Source organism: Micromonospora sp. NPDC049282, from assembly GCF_043197045.1.
Classification (GTDB): Bacteria; Actinomycetota; Actinomycetes; order Mycobacteriales; family Micromonosporaceae; genus Micromonospora.
The window spans coordinates 1-13,514 of sequence record NZ_JBICSL010000032.1; the positions used below are offsets into that span (position 1 = coordinate 1).

Genomic DNA, 13,514 nt, shown 5'->3' on the forward strand with positions numbered 1-13,514 from the left:
CGAAGATCACCCGAGCGCTGACCTGCCCCCACACCTACCCCACCCCGCCCGTCAACACCCCCTGACCAGCCAACTCAGGATGGAACTACTCCACGAAAAGAGTGGCCATGCGGGCCGCGATGGCCACTCTTTCCCGTGAAAGAGCGGGCATCCGGGTGGGGGTTAGGGGGTGAGTTCCTTGGCGAGGAGTTCGGCGATCTGGGCGGTGTTCAGGGCGGCGCCCTTGCGAAGGTTGTCGCCGGTGACGAAGAGGTCGAGGGCTCGCGGATCGTCGACCGCGCGGCGGATCCGGCCCACCCAGGACGGGTCGGTGCCGACCGCGTCGATCGGCATCGGGAACTCGCCGGCCGCCGGGTCGTCCACCAGGATCACGCCCGGCGCGTTGCGCAGCACCTCGCGGGCGCCCTCGGCGTCCACCTCGGTGGCGAAGACCGCGTGCACGGCGACCGAGTGACCGGTCACCACCGGCACCCGTACGCAGGTGGCGGAGACCTTCAGGTCGGGCAGCCCGAGGATCTTGCGCGACTCGTTGCGCAGCTTCAGCTCCTCGGAGGACCAGCCGCCGTCGGCCAGCGAGCCCGTCCAGGGCACCACGTTGAGCGCCAGCGGCGCCGGGAACGGGCCCAGCTCGTCGCCGACCGCCTGGCGTACGTCGCCGGCGCGGGAGCCGAGCACCCGGTCCCCGGCGATCTTGCCGAGCTGGAGGTGCAGCGCGTCCACCCCGGCCTGCCCCGCCCCGGAGACCGCCTGGTAGGAGGCGAGGACCAGTTCACGCAGGCCGTATTCGCGGTGCAGCGGGGCGACCGCCACGATCATCGCCAGGGTGGTGCAGTTGGCGTTGGCGATGATCCCCCTGGCCCGGTTGCGTACCTGTTCGGGGTTGATCTCGGGGACCACCAGCGGCACGTCCCGGTCCATCCGGAACGCGCCCGAGTTGTCCACCACCACCGCGCCGCGGGCCACCGCGATCGGCGCCCACTCGGCCGAGACGTCGTCCGGCACGTCGAACATCGCCACGTCGACGCCGTCGAACGCCTCCGGGGTGACGGCCTGGACGGTCAACTCCTCGCCCCGGCACCGCACCCGACGGCCGGCCGAGCGCGCGGAGGCGAGCAACCGGATCTCGCCCCACACGTTGCGGCGGGAGGAGAGGATCTGGCACATCACCGTGCCGACGGCGCCGGTCGCCCCGACCACGGCGAGGGTGGGCAGCGGTGGCATCCGCGCTACCGCCCGGTGCCGGCGTAGACGACGGCTTCGGTGTCACCACCCAGTTCGAAGGCGTCGTGGATGGCCCGGACCGCCTTGTCGAGGTCGGTGTCGCGGCAGACCACGGACACCCGGATCTCCGAGGTGGAGATCATTTCGATGTTCACGCCGGCGGTGCCGAGCGCGGCGAAGAAGCCGGCGGCGACACCCGGATGCGAGCGCATGCCGGCGCCGATCAGCGAGACCTTGCCGACGTGGTCGTCGTAGAGCAGGCCCTTGAACTTGACCGACTGCTGGATCTTGCTGAGCGCGGCCATCGCGGTCGGGCCGTCGGCCTTGGGCAGCGTGAACGAGATGTCGGTGCGACCGGTGCCCTCGGTGGACACGTTCTGCACGATCATGTCGATGTTGATCTCGGCGCCGGCGACGGTGTCGAAGATCCGCGCGGCGGCGCCCGGCTCGTCGGGCACCCCGACGATGGTGATCTTCGCCTCGCTGCGGTCGTGGGCTACCCCGGTGATCAGTGCCTGTTCCACAGGAAGGTCCTCCATCGATCCGGTGACCATCGTGCCGGTGTTGGTCGAGTATGACGAACGGACGTGGATCGGCAACCCCGCGCGCCGGGCGTACTCGACGCTGCGCAGGTGCAGCACCTTCGCGCCGCAGGCGGCCAGCTCCAGCGTCTCCTCGTAGGTGATCTGCCCGATGTGCCGGGCGTTCGGCACGATCCGCGGGTCGGCGGTGAAGATGCCGTCCACGTCGGTGTAGATCTCGCAGACGTCCGCGTGGAGCGCGGCGGCCAACGCCACCGCGGTGGTGTCCGAGCCGCCCCGGCCGAGCGTGGTGACGTCCTTGGTGTCCTGCGAGACACCCTGGAAGCCGGCGACGATGACCACCGCGCCCTCGTCCAGCGCGCCCTTGAGCCGCCCCGGCGTCACGTCGATGATCCGGGCCCGGCCGTGCACCGAGGTGGTGATCACACCGGCCTGGGAGCCGGTGAACGAGCGCGCCTCGTAGCCCAGGTTGTGGATGGCCATGGCCAGCAGCGCCATCGAGATCCGCTCGCCGGCGGTGAGCAGCATGTCCAGCTCGCGGCCGGGTGGCAGCGGGCTCACCTGGTTGGCCAGGTCGAGCAGCTCGTCGGTGGTGTCACCCATGGCGGAGACCACCACGACCACGTCGTCGCCCGCCTTGCGGGCCGCCACGATGCGCTCGGCCACCCGCTTGATCCGCTCCGCGTTGGCGACGGAGGACCCGCCGTACTTCTGCACCACGAGTGCCACGACGGTGCGCTCCCCTCCCAGTGACGGCCCTGAGCGTGCCGACGCCGCCGGGCTTCTCGGTCCGGCGGCGCGTGTCAGACCTCCTCAGGGTATCGGGCGGCCGGCACGGCCGGGTCGGGTGATCCCACCATCCGGCCCGGGCGCGCCAACCGGTACAGCCGTACGGTGGGCTGACCCGGGCCACCGCCACGTCGCAGAATGACCAGGTGCACGCTCACCGACGCGCGGCCCGGCGGCTGACCGGCGTACTCGCGCTCACCCTGCCGGCGCTGCTGGCCGCCTGCGTCGCCGACCGCCCGGGGTCGTCTCCGGCCGACGGCGCCGATCCGGTGCCGGTGCAGGTCGACGCCGCCCGCGACGAACTGGCCGGGCTGGCCGCCGCGGCGCAGGACCGGCACCTCACCGCCAGCTACGCCTGGGCGCCGCCCGGCGGGCCGCCCCGCACCGTCACATGGACCAGCGCGAACGACGACAGCTGGCGGGTCGACGTGCCCGGCTGGGGGCGGGGCGGCACGGTGGACGTCTCCCTCGCCGGCACCTCGGACGGGCTGTTCCAGTGCGCCCTGCCCTCGACCGGCCGGACGCAACCGGCCGGCTGTGTGCGGCTCGGCGACGCCGACGACGCGGTGCCCCGCCGGTTGGATCCCCGGGTGCAGCACCCGTTCACCGACTGGCTGGAGGTGCTCACCGACCGGCGGGCGCCGCTCGCGGTCTCCCCCGCCACGCCGCCGCCCGGCGTGACCGGCCGGTGCTACGCGGTCGACTCCACCGCGGCCTCGATGAACGCGCCGCTGGACGTGGGCGTCTACTGCTTCGGCGAGGACGGCACCCCGGTGGCGGTCCGCGCCACCTTCGGCAGCCTCACGCTGACCGGAAAGCCCGGCCCCGCGCCGGCGGCGGTCGAGCTGGCCGGCGCGGTGACCGAGGGCGAGCCGGTCAGCCAGGACACACCCCAGCCCGAAACGTCTTAGCGTTTTGTCCGTTACGGGTGTCCTTGCCCACACCTGCCCACCCCCGACCAGTACGACAAAAAGGGCATCGGGGACGCTGGGCCGATGGCCGACCTGACCCCCCTGCTCGCCTTCCGGTGGAGCCCTCGCGCGTTCGACCCCGACACCGAGCTGACCGCCGACGAGGTGGCCGCCCTGCTGGAGGCGGCCCGGTGGGCCCCCTCGGCCGGCAACGCCCAGCCGTGGCGGTTCGCGCTCGGGCACCGACAGGACGAGACGTGGAAGCGGATCCTGGTCGGCCTGCCCGACGCCGACCAGGGCTGGGCCCGGCACGCCGCCGCCCTGCTGCTCGCCGCGCACGCCGGAGGCGAGCCGGAACGGACCGCCTACGACCTCGGCCAGGCGGTCGCCCACCTCACCGTCCAGGCCACCGCGCTCGGCCTGCACGTACGCCAGCTCACCCGCCTTGACCGCGCCCGTCTCACCACCGAGCTGGACCTGCCCGACGACATCCGGCCGCTGGCGGTGGCCGCGATCGGCCGCCTCGGTGACCCGGCCACGCTCCCGCCCGACCTGTACGACCGGGAGACCGCGCTCCGCCGCCGCCGGCCGCTCCCCGCCCTGCTGCTCCGCTGAGCCTCCACGGGGGCCGGGCGCTCCCGGCACCCGCAACCGGCGGTCGGCGGAGCCGGGTCAGGCGCCGCGCGCGGCCCGGAGCAGGGCGGTGCCGACGTCGGTGTTGCGGTAGTCCTGCCGATCTCCGGGCAGACCCGGGGGCTGCTCACCGTGGTGGCGCTGGTGGCCGCCGCGATGCTGCTCATCGTGGCCGAGCTGGTCGAGTCGGCGGGCACCTGGGGGCTCACCGCCACGCTGCCGCCCGCCGCCCAGCGCGGCGCGTACGTGGGCGCGTTCGGGCTCGGCTCGCAGTTGCAGTTCCTGGTCGCGCCGGCGGGGCTGACCGCGCTCGGCGTGAGCACCGGCGGTTGGGGCTGGTACCCGGCGGCGGCGATCTTCGTGCTGGTCGGGCTGGCGATCGTGCCTGTGGTGGCCCGGGCGGAGCGGACGCCCCGGCTGGGCGGGGCGCCGGAGTCCACCCGAGCGGTGACTCCGGTCCCATAGTCCGGACCGGCCTTCCCAGCGCCCGTCCCACCACGTAGGGTGACTCTGTCATGTGGCAGGCGTCTCTTCTCCTTAACTGCCGCGACGAGGCCTGACCGGCCGGCACCTCGTCGCGGAGTGGAAACACGCCGTCCAGCACATCCGAACTTCCCCTCGGCACCGCCGCGCACCGTCGCCCGGCACCTCGCCGACACCTTCCGATCTGCTGACGCCACATGTTCCCAGGGAGCACTCCGAGATGGCTCAACCTGTCACCGAGACCGATCCGTTCGCCCGGCAGCGCCCGAGCCGGATGCCGGTCCACCGTTACCTCCCGTACGACGAGCAGTTCCGCGTCGAACTGCCGGACCGCGCCTGGCCCACCCGCCGCGTCGAGGCCGCGCCCCGCTGGTGCGCCGTCGACCTCCGCGACGGCAACCAGGCGCTGATCGACCCGATGTCGCCCGAGCGCAAGCGCCGCATGTTCCAGCTGCTGGTGCAGATGGGCTACAAGGAGATCGAGGTCGGTTTCCCGTCGGCCAGCCAGACCGACTACGACTTCGTCCGCCAGCTGATCGAGCAGGACCTGATCCCGGAGGACGTCACCATCCAGGTGCTGACCCAGTGCCGGGAGCACCTGATCGAGCGGACCTTCGAGTCGCTGCGCGGCGCCCGCCGGGCCATCGTGCACTTCTACAACTCGACCTCGACGCTGCAACGCCGGGTGGTCTTCGGCCTGGACCGCGACGGCATCACCGACATCGCCACCCAGGGCGCCCGGCTCTGCAAGAAGTACGCGGAGATCCACACCCCGGACACCGACATCCACTACGAGTACTCGCCGGAGTCCTACACCGGCACCGAGCTGGACTACGCGCTGGAGGTCTGCGCGGCGGTGATCGAGGTGATCGACCCCACGCCGGACCGGAAGCTGATCGTCAACCTGCCGGCGACGGTCGAGATGGCAACCCCGAACGTCTACGCCGACTCGATCGAGTGGATGCACCGGCACCTGCCCCGGCGGGACAGCCTGGTGCTGAGCCTGCACCCGCACAACGACCGGGGCACCGGCGTGGCCGCCGCCGAGCTGGGCCTGCTGGCCGGCGCCGACCGGATCGAGGGCTGCCTCTTCGGCAACGGTGAGCGCACCGGCAACGTCGACCTGGTCACGCTGGGCCTCAACCTGTTCTCCCAGGGCATCGACCCGATGATCGACTTCTCGAACATCGACGAGGTCCGGCGCGCGGTCGAATACTGCAACCAACTGCCGGTGCACGAACGCCACCCGTACGCGGGCGACCTGGTCTACACCGCGTTCTCCGGCTCCCACCAGGACGCCATCAACAAGGGCTTCGCCGCGCTGCACACCGACGCGGCGGCGGCCGGGGTGCCGGTCGACGACTTCACCTGGGCGGTGCCCTACCTGCCGATCGACCCGAAGGACCTGGGCCGCACCTACGAGGCGGTCATCCGGGTCAATTCGCAGTCCGGCAAGGGCGGCGTCGCGTACATCATGAAGTCCGAGCACCAGCTCGACCTGCCGCGCCGCCTCCAGATCGAGTTCTCCGGCGTGGTGCAGGCCGTCACCGACCACGACGGCGGCGAGGTCGAGCCGGGCACCATGTGGGAGATCTTCGCCCGCAACTATCTGGTCGACCACCAGGTCGACCCGGTGGTCACGCTGGCCGGCTACACCATCGGCACCGTCGACGGCAAGGTCGAGATCGACGCCCGGGTCGGCTTCGACGGCGAGACCAGGGCGCTCACCGCGGTTGGCAACGGCCCGATCGACGCGTACGTCAACGCGTTGCAGTCGCTGGGCGTGGCGGTACGGGTGCTCGACTACCACGAGCACGCGCTCTCCTCCGGCGGTGACGCGCAGGCGGCCGCGTACGTGGAGTGCGAGGTGGACGGCCGGACCGTGTGGGGTGTCGGGGTCGACGCCAACATCGTCACCGCCTCGGTCAAGGCGGTCACCAGCGCCGTCAACCGCACCCGCCCCTGAGATGCAAGGCGGGGCCCCTTCTTAAGAAGGGGCCCCGCCTTTCACCCTCGGGCGGTGGATGAGCACGGCGGCGAGCAGGGCACCGGCGAGGAGCAACCCCGCGCACCACGCCAACGCCCCCCGGTAGGCGTCGGCCAACGCGCCCTTCTGCTCGTACCCGGTGCCGGAGAGCCCGACCAGCAGCGGCAACGCGGCCACCGCGAGTAGGCCGCCGGCCCGGGAGGCGGCGTTGTTGAAGCCGCTCGCCACCCCGGCGAAGCGGTCCGACACGGCGCCGAGCACCGATGTGGTCAGCGGCGCGACCACAAGCGTGAGCCCGGCCCCGAACAGCACCACGCCGGGCAGCACGTCCGTCCAGTACGAGGCGCCCGGCCCGACCCGGCGCAGCAGCAACAGGCCGGCCGCGGCGATCACCGGGCCGACGGTCAGCGGCAGCCGGGGTCCGATCCGGGCGGAGAGCGCGCCGGCCCGGGGCGAGCCGACCAGCAGCAGCACCGTCATCGGCACCGTGGCCAGGCCGGTGAGCAGCGCCGACCAGCCGACCACGTTCTGCAGGTAGACGGCGAGGAAGAAGGTGAACCCGCCGAGCGCCGCGTACACCACCACGGTGAAGATGTTGAGCACCGAGAAGAGCCGGCTGCCGAACAGCCCGGTGGGCAGCATCGCGGTGTCACCGCGCCGCCGCTCGACCAGCACGAAGACCACCACGGCGGCCAACCCGACCACCGCCGCGGCGAGCACCGCCGGGGAGGCGCCGTGCGCCGGGGCGTCGATCAGCGCGTACGTGACGCCGCCGAGCGCCAGCGCGCCGAGCAACGCGCCGGCCACGTCGAACCCGCGCCCCCCTCCGGTACGCGAGACCGCCTCGTCCCGGCTCTCCGGCACCCAGCGCATCGCGGCGAGCACCACGCCGACGGCCAGCGGCAGGTTGACGAAGAAGATCCACCGCCAGGAAAGGGTGTCGATCAGCCAGCCGCCGACCAGCGGCCCGAGCGCGGTGGACACGCCGGAGAGGCCGGACCAGGTGCCGATCGCCTTACCCCGGTCGTCCGGGTGGAAGCTGGCCTGGAGCACGGAGAGCGAGCCGGGGGTGAGCAGCGCCCCGCCCGCGCCCTGGAGGAACCGGGCGGCGATGAGCCAGCCGGTGCCCTGGGCCAGCCCGCAGAGCACCGACGCCACCGCGAACCAGACCACCCCGAGCAGGAAGATCCGCCGCCGGCCGAACCGGTCGCCCAGCGCGCCACCGAGCAGCACGAACGCGGCGAGCATCAGCAGGTAGCCGTTCACCGTCCACTGAAGACCGGCCACCGTGGCGTCCAGTTCGGCGCCGAGGCGGGGCAGCGCGACGTTGACCACGGTGCTGTCCAGGAACACCATGCCGGAGGCGAGGACCGCGGCGAGCAGCGTGCCGCGCCCGGCGGCGGTTCCGGTGCGCAACCGGGGGGCGGGAGCGGATGTGGTCACGTCCATCCACTCTGCCCGTCATCCCCCGTCGACGCCACGAATCAGAGAAACCGCCGCCGGGTACTGTGCGGACTCGCCCGGAGCCCGCAAGCTGGAGAGGTGTCGTCTGTGCATACGAGATCAAGAGTCCGAGCCGGGCTGACCGCCGCGCTCACCGCGGTGCTCGCCCTCGGCGCGGCCGGCTGTGACCCCGCCGTCACCGAGCCGGACGCGCCGCCGAGCGCCGCCGGGAACATCAACCAGCAGCTCGGCCAGCTGACCGTGGCCACCGCCGGGTCGATGAAGGGCTACAGCCGCTCGCGGTTCCCGCACTGGCGGAACACCGGCAAGAACTGCGACGTGCGGGACAGCGTCCTCCAGCAGGACGGTGAGGGCATCAAGCTCTCCGGCTGCAACGTGGTCGGTGGGCGGTGGGAGAGCGTGTACGACGGGGTGGCGCTGACCAACCCGTCGGACGTGGACATCGACCACACGGTGCCGCTCGCGAACGCCTGGCGCTCCGGCGCGGACGAGTGGGACGACTCGAAGCGCGGTGACTTCGCCAACGACCTGACCCGGCCGCAGCTCATCGCGGTTTCCGCGCGCTCCAACCGGGCAAAGGGTGACCAGGACCCGTCGCAGTGGAAGCCGGCGAACCGGTCGTACTGGTGCCAGTACGCGGCCGACTGGGTGACGGTCAAGCACTACTGGCGGCTGACGGTGACAAGTGCCGAGAAGGCCGCCCTCACCGACATGCTGGAGGGCTGCACATGGGCGAGCAAGCCGTGACCGGGGCGGGTGGCTCACCGGCCCCGGAGAAGACACCGGACGCCACCGGCGACGACGCCGCGGCGGCCGGCGCCGACCCGACCCCGACCGGTCCGGCGTCGGCCGGGATGACCGCGGACGGCCAACAGGCGGCGCCCGCCGACGTCTCCGGCGCCGGCATGTCCGCCGACGCGGCCCCGGGCGCGCCGGCCGGGGGTGCGCCGGCCGGACCGGCGACGCGTACCGCCGACATCACGGCCGGCCCGGGCGGGGTGATGACCGACGAGGTCGGCGTGGTCACCGGCGAGCTGACGTTGCGGACCGAGCACGCCGACGGCAAGGTGACGCTGCGGGTGCAGTACAAGGACGCCGACGAGTGGTACGCGGTCACCGGTGGCAGCGCGCCGCTGGCCGACCCGGCCGGGCTGGACGCGGTGCACACCGTCGCGGTGGGGCTGCTCAACCGCCCCGAGGGCTGATCCAACGGGCGCGTCGGCCCCGGCCGGGACCGACGCGCCCTCGTGTCACGGGGTGGGGATGAGTTCGCCCGTCTCGCCCGGCGCCGCGCCGTCGTCCGGCCGGACCAGCTCCGGCTCCACCTCGTGCGGCCGGATCCTGCCGGCCGCGATGTCCTCGGCGTAGTGGCAGGCGACCCGGTGCCCGTCGAGCACCTCGCGCAGCGCCGGCCGCTCGTCGGCGCAGCGGGTGGGCTGGGCCCACGGGCAGCGGGTGTGGAACCGGCAGCCGGCCGGCGGGTTCGCCGGTGACGGCAGGTCGCCGGCGAGCAGGATCCGCTCCCGCCGGTCCTCGACCAGCGGGTCGGGCACCGGCACCGCCGACATGAGCGCCCTGGTGTACGGGTGCATCGGCTCCCGGTAGAGGTCGTCGCTGGACGCCTCCTCCACCAGGCCGCCGAGGTACATCACCCCGACCGTGTCGGCGATGTGCCGGACCACCGCCAGGTCGTGCGCGATGATCAGGTACGTGAGGCCGCGCTCCTCCTGGAGCTCGTTCAGCAGGTTGAGCACCTGGGCCTGGATCGACACGTCCAACGCGGAGACCGGCTCGTCCGCGACGATCAGGTCCGGTTCGAGCACCAGCGCCCGGGCGATGCCGATGCGCTGGCGTTGGCCGCCGGAGAACTCGTGCGGATACTTGCTCAGCGCCGAGGCGGGCAGGCCGACCGCGGCGAGCGCCTCGCGGAGCTGCTTGCCGACGGCCGCCTTGTCCTTCGCCAGGTCGTGCGCCTTGAGGCCCTCGACCAGCAGCGACTCCACCGACTGCCGGGGGTCGAGGCTGGACAGCGGATCCTGGAAGATCATCTGAATCCGGCGGCGGATCCGGCGCATCGGCTCGTCCTTGAGCGCGCGCAGGTCGGTGCCGTCGAAGACGATCTCGCCGTCGGTCGGCTCGACCAGCCGCAGCAGGCCCCGACCCAGCGTGGACTTGCCGCAGCCCGACTCGCCCACGAGCCCGTACGTCTCGCCCCGGTTGATGGAGAGCGATACCCCGTCGACGGCGTAGACGTGCCCGATCGTCCGGTCGACGAGCACGCCGCTCTTGATCGGGAAGTGGACCTTGAGGTCACGCAGTTCGACCAGGGGTCCGGTCGACTCGGTCGACTCGGTCACGGGACCGCCACCTCCTCGGAAACGGGGTTGTTGCAGCGCAGGTCGCCGCCGTTCGCGGTGGGCTCCAGCGGTGGCGTCCCGTCGAGGCAGGCGTCCACCACGTTGTCGCACCGGGGCGCGAACGCGCAGCCCTCGGCCCACGGGATGTTGTCGGCCACCGAGCCACGGATGGCGTGCAGCGGCTCGCCGCGGGGCGAGTCGAGCCTCGGCACGGAGTTGAGCAGCCCGTGCGTGTACGGGTGCCGGGGCCGGGCGAACAGCTCGTGCCGGTCCGCCCGTTCCACGATCTTGCCGCCGTAGAGAACGTTCACCGTGTCGCAGAGCCCGGCCACCACGCCGAGGTCGTGCGTGATCATGATCAACGCGGTGCCGGTCTCGTCGACCAGCTGCTTGAGCAGCGTGAGGATCTGCGCCTGGATGGTCACGTCCAGGGCGGTGGTCGGCTCGTCGGCGATCAGCAGCCGCGGCTTGCACGCAAGCGCGATGGCGATCAGGGCGCGCTGCCGCATGCCGCCGGAGATCTGGTGCGGGTATTCCTTCAGCCGTCGGGTCGGGTCCGGGATGCCGACCGCGTCGAGCAGCTCCCGGGCCTCCTTCAGCGCCACCTTGCGGTCCATGCCGCGGTGCCGTTCGAGCACCTCGGCCACCTGGGTGCCGATCGGGATGACCGGGTTCAGCGAGGAGAGCGGATCCTGGAAGATCATGCCGATGTCCCGGCCGCGCCGGTCCCGCAGGTCGTCCGGGCGCAGCTTCAGCAGGTCCGCCCCGTCGAAGCTCACCTCGCCGGTGACCTTGTTGCCGCGCGGCGGCAGCAGGCCCATGATCGCCAGGCTGGTGACGCTCTTGCCGCAGCCGGACTCGCCGACCAGGCCCACCGTCTGCCCCGGCTCCACACTGAAGCTGACCTCGTCGACGGCGGTGAACGGTCGCTCACCGCGGCGCTGGAACACGACGCTCAGGTCGCGTACGTCGAGCAGGCTCATCGGGTCACTTCCTCACCGTGCTGGTCGTTGGTCCGCACCGCCGTCACCGCCGGCTCTTCGGGTCGATCGCCTCGCGCATGCCCTCGCCCAGCAGGGTGAAGCCGAGCGCGACCACGATGATCGCGACGGCCGGGAAGTAGGCCAGTTCCGGCCGCACCTCGAAGTAGCGCTGACCGTCCACACCGAGCATCAGGCCCCACTCCGCGCGGTTGATGTCGGGGTCACCGAGGCCGAGGAAGGACAGCGACGCGGCCTCCAGGATGGCGGTGGAGAGGGTCAGGGTCGCCTGCACGATCACCGCGGTCATCGCGTTGGGCAGCATGTGCCGTAGCACGATCGCCCCTCGCTTGACGCCGAGCGCGCGGGCCGCCAGCACGTGGTCGCTCTCCCGCTGGGCGAGCATCGAGCCGCGCAGCAGCCGGGCGAAGATCGGCACGTTGACGATGGCCACCGCGAGGATGACCGTCCACTGGCTGGACCGGCTGGCCATGGCCACCAGGCTGATCGCCAGCAGCAGCGCCGGCAGGGCCAGCATCACGTCGGTGAAGCGCATCAGGATGTTGTCGACCCAACCGCCGAACGCGCCGGCGAGCGCGCCCACCAGCACGCCGAGGCCCAGCCCGATCATCGTGGCGAGCACACCGACGAACAGGGTCTGCTGGCTGCCGTGGATCATCCGGGACAGGAAGTCCCGGCCGAGCGGGTCGGAGCCGAGCGGAAACTCGCTGCTGGCGCCGGGGATGCTGTCGACGGTCAGGTTCTTCGTCAACTCGTCGAAGCGCTGCGCGGGGTCGTGCGGCGCGAGCAGCGGCGCGAAGATCGCGACCAGGACGAAGAGCGCCACGATGGACGCGCCGACCATCGCGGTCGGGTTGCGGCGCAGCCGGCGGAACGCGTCCCGGACCAGGCTGACGCCACCCTTGTCCGCGGTGGCCTGGGCCAGCTGCTCCAGCCGGGCGCGCTTGCGCTCGCCCAGCCGGTCGAGGCCGCGGGGCAGGGTACCCTCGGGCTTCTCCGTGACGGCCGAAGGGTCCACGCTCTCGCGCTGGGCGCCCACCATGGGCTGGATGATCGGATCGCTCATCGCACACGCACCCTCGGGTCGATGAAGGCGTAGGAGAGGTCGACCAAGAGGTTGACCAGCACGAAGACCAGCGCGGCCAGCAGGATCAGCGCCTGGAGCACCGGGTAGTCACGGCCGCCGCTGATCGAGTTGTAGATCAGCGTGCCGAGGCCGCCCCAGTTGTAGACCCGCTCGGTGAGCACCGCGCCGGAGAGCAGCGCGCCGGTCTGCAGGCCGATGGTGGTGACCACCGGCAGCAGGGCGTTGCGCAGGATGTGCCGGCCCCGGATGGTCTTGTGCCGCAGGCCCTTCGCCTCGGCGGTGCGGACGAAGTCCTCGTTGAGCACGTCGAGCACGCTGGCCCGGGTGATCCGGACGATCACCGCCAGCGGGATGGTGGCCAGGGTGAGCGCCGGCAGGATCAGGTGCCACAGCGCGTCGCCGGCGGCGTCGAACTCCCGCGTGAGCAGACCGTCGAGGACGAAGAAGCCGGTGATGTCGGTGTTGTCCAGGCCGGTGCTCATCCGGCCCGAGGGCGGGAACCAGTGGATGTTCTGGGTGAAGACGTCCTTGAGCAGGTAGCCCAGGAAGAAGATCGGGATCGAGATGCCGAGCAGGGTGCCGGCGATGCTCATGTTGTCGAGCAGCCGGCCGCGGTGCCGGGCGGCGAGGTAGCCGAGCGGCACGCCGAGCCCGATCGCGATGATCATCGCGGCGGCGGCCAGCTCCACGGTGGCCGGGAAGGCGCGGCCGATCACCTCGGTGACCGGGTCGCCGCTCCGGATCGAGTTGCCGAAGTCGCCGGTCAACAGCCGCTGCATGAATTTCGCGTACTGCACCAGGATCGGCTGGTCGTAGCCGAGGGCCTTGACCAGCAGGGCGCGCCGCTCCGGCGTGGCCCGCTCACCGAGCAGCGCCTCGATCGGGCCGCCGGGCAGGTTCCGCAGCCAGACGAAGACCAGGGCGGACAGCCCTATCAGGGTCACCACCAGCTGCAGCAGGCGGCGAACTATGACTCGCAACATCTCTCACACACCAGATTTCTCGTTTAACAGCGGGTCGGCCCGGGCCGGGAGAGAGA

At 72.1% G+C, this 13,514-nt stretch carries 13 protein-coding genes; 6 read left to right on the forward strand and 7 right to left on the reverse strand.

Annotated elements, in window-relative coordinates; genetic code table 11:
- Positions 1-162: 162 nt before the first annotated feature.
- Together ACGFI2_RS30065 and ACGFI2_RS30070 are read right to left on the reverse strand one after the other, a co-directional pair.
- Positions 163-1,221, reverse strand: a complete 1,059-nt coding sequence (locus ACGFI2_RS30065; protein ID WP_393523438.1) for an aspartate-semialdehyde dehydrogenase — start codon at positions 1,219-1,221, stop codon at positions 163-165.
- Positions 1,222-1,226: 5 nt separating this feature from the next.
- Entirely contained in the window at positions 1,227-2,492 is a 1,266-nt protein-coding gene (locus ACGFI2_RS30070) for an aspartate kinase (RefSeq protein ID WP_393523441.1), read from the reverse strand.
- A 206-nt stretch (positions 2,493-2,698) separates the two neighbouring features.
- Here ACGFI2_RS30070 and ACGFI2_RS30075 point away from each other — a divergent pair, with 206 nt between their 5' ends.
- The 4 genes from ACGFI2_RS30075 to leuA all read left to right on the forward strand — a co-directional run bounded on the left by ACGFI2_RS30075 (position 2,699) and on the right by leuA (position 6,545).
- The gene (locus tag ACGFI2_RS30075; RefSeq protein WP_393523443.1) at positions 2,699-3,463 is read left to right on the forward strand and encodes a hypothetical protein; all 765 of its coding nucleotides are present in this window, start codon (positions 2,699-2,701) and stop codon (positions 3,461-3,463) included.
- 84 nt (positions 3,464-3,547) lie between these two features.
- Positions 3,548-4,078 carry a nitroreductase family protein gene (locus ACGFI2_RS30080; protein ID WP_393523445.1) on the forward strand — a complete coding sequence of 177 codons (531 nt, stop codon included), beginning with the start codon at positions 3,548-3,550 and terminating at the stop codon, positions 4,076-4,078.
- 150 nt (positions 4,079-4,228) lie between these two features.
- The gene (locus ACGFI2_RS30085) at positions 4,229-4,561 is read left to right on the forward strand and encodes a hypothetical protein (RefSeq protein ID WP_393523448.1); all 333 of its coding nucleotides are present in this window, start codon (positions 4,229-4,231) and stop codon (positions 4,559-4,561) included.
- A 238-nt stretch (positions 4,562-4,799) separates the two neighbouring features.
- Positions 4,800-6,545 carry a 2-isopropylmalate synthase gene (gene leuA, locus ACGFI2_RS30090; RefSeq protein ID WP_393523450.1) on the forward strand — a complete coding sequence of 582 codons (1,746 nt, stop codon included), beginning with the start codon at positions 4,800-4,802 and terminating at the stop codon, positions 6,543-6,545.
- A 21-nt stretch (positions 6,546-6,566) separates the two neighbouring features.
- On the opposite strand, the gene ACGFI2_RS30095 is transcribed toward leuA, so the two are convergent.
- The gene (locus ACGFI2_RS30095) at positions 6,567-8,009 is read right to left on the reverse strand and encodes an MFS transporter (protein ID WP_393523453.1); all 1,443 of its coding nucleotides are present in this window, start codon (positions 8,007-8,009) and stop codon (positions 6,567-6,569) included.
- A 108-nt stretch (positions 8,010-8,117) separates the two neighbouring features.
- Between ACGFI2_RS30095 and ACGFI2_RS30100 the strand changes: the two genes are divergently transcribed.
- Together ACGFI2_RS30100 and ACGFI2_RS30105 are read left to right on the forward strand one after the other, a co-directional pair.
- Positions 8,118-8,777 (forward strand): HNH endonuclease family protein, encoded by a 660-nt coding sequence (locus tag ACGFI2_RS30100; protein WP_393523507.1) that lies wholly within the window; start codon positions 8,118-8,120, stop codon positions 8,775-8,777.
- Entirely contained in the window at positions 8,759-9,235 is a 477-nt protein-coding gene (locus ACGFI2_RS30105; protein ID WP_393523456.1) for a hypothetical protein, read from the forward strand. Before ACGFI2_RS30100 ends, ACGFI2_RS30105 begins: the two co-directional genes overlap by 19 nt.
- A 45-nt stretch (positions 9,236-9,280) precedes the next feature.
- Here the strand turns inward: ACGFI2_RS30105 and ACGFI2_RS30110 are convergent, their stop codons facing one another.
- Genes ACGFI2_RS30110 through ACGFI2_RS30125 form a run of 4 tightly spaced genes read right to left on the reverse strand, consistent with a single transcriptional unit; the run spans position 9,281 to position 13,458 of the window.
- On the reverse strand, positions 9,281-10,387 hold the full coding sequence (locus ACGFI2_RS30110) for an ABC transporter ATP-binding protein (protein WP_393523459.1): 1,107 nt from the start codon (positions 10,385-10,387) through the stop codon (positions 9,281-9,283).
- The gene (locus ACGFI2_RS30115) at positions 10,384-11,370 is read right to left on the reverse strand and encodes an ABC transporter ATP-binding protein (protein ID WP_393523462.1); all 987 of its coding nucleotides are present in this window, start codon (positions 11,368-11,370) and stop codon (positions 10,384-10,386) included. The genes ACGFI2_RS30110 and ACGFI2_RS30115 overlap by 4 nt, the downstream gene beginning before the upstream one ends.
- 43 nt (positions 11,371-11,413) lie before the next feature.
- Positions 11,414-12,454, reverse strand: coding sequence for an ABC transporter permease (locus ACGFI2_RS30120; protein WP_393523464.1), 1,041 nt, complete (start codon positions 12,452-12,454; stop codon positions 11,414-11,416).
- Positions 12,451-13,458 (reverse strand): ABC transporter permease, encoded by a 1,008-nt coding sequence (locus ACGFI2_RS30125; protein WP_393523467.1) that lies wholly within the window; start codon positions 13,456-13,458, stop codon positions 12,451-12,453. Before ACGFI2_RS30125 ends, ACGFI2_RS30120 begins: the two co-directional genes overlap by 4 nt.
- Positions 13,459-13,514 lie beyond the last annotated feature (56 nt).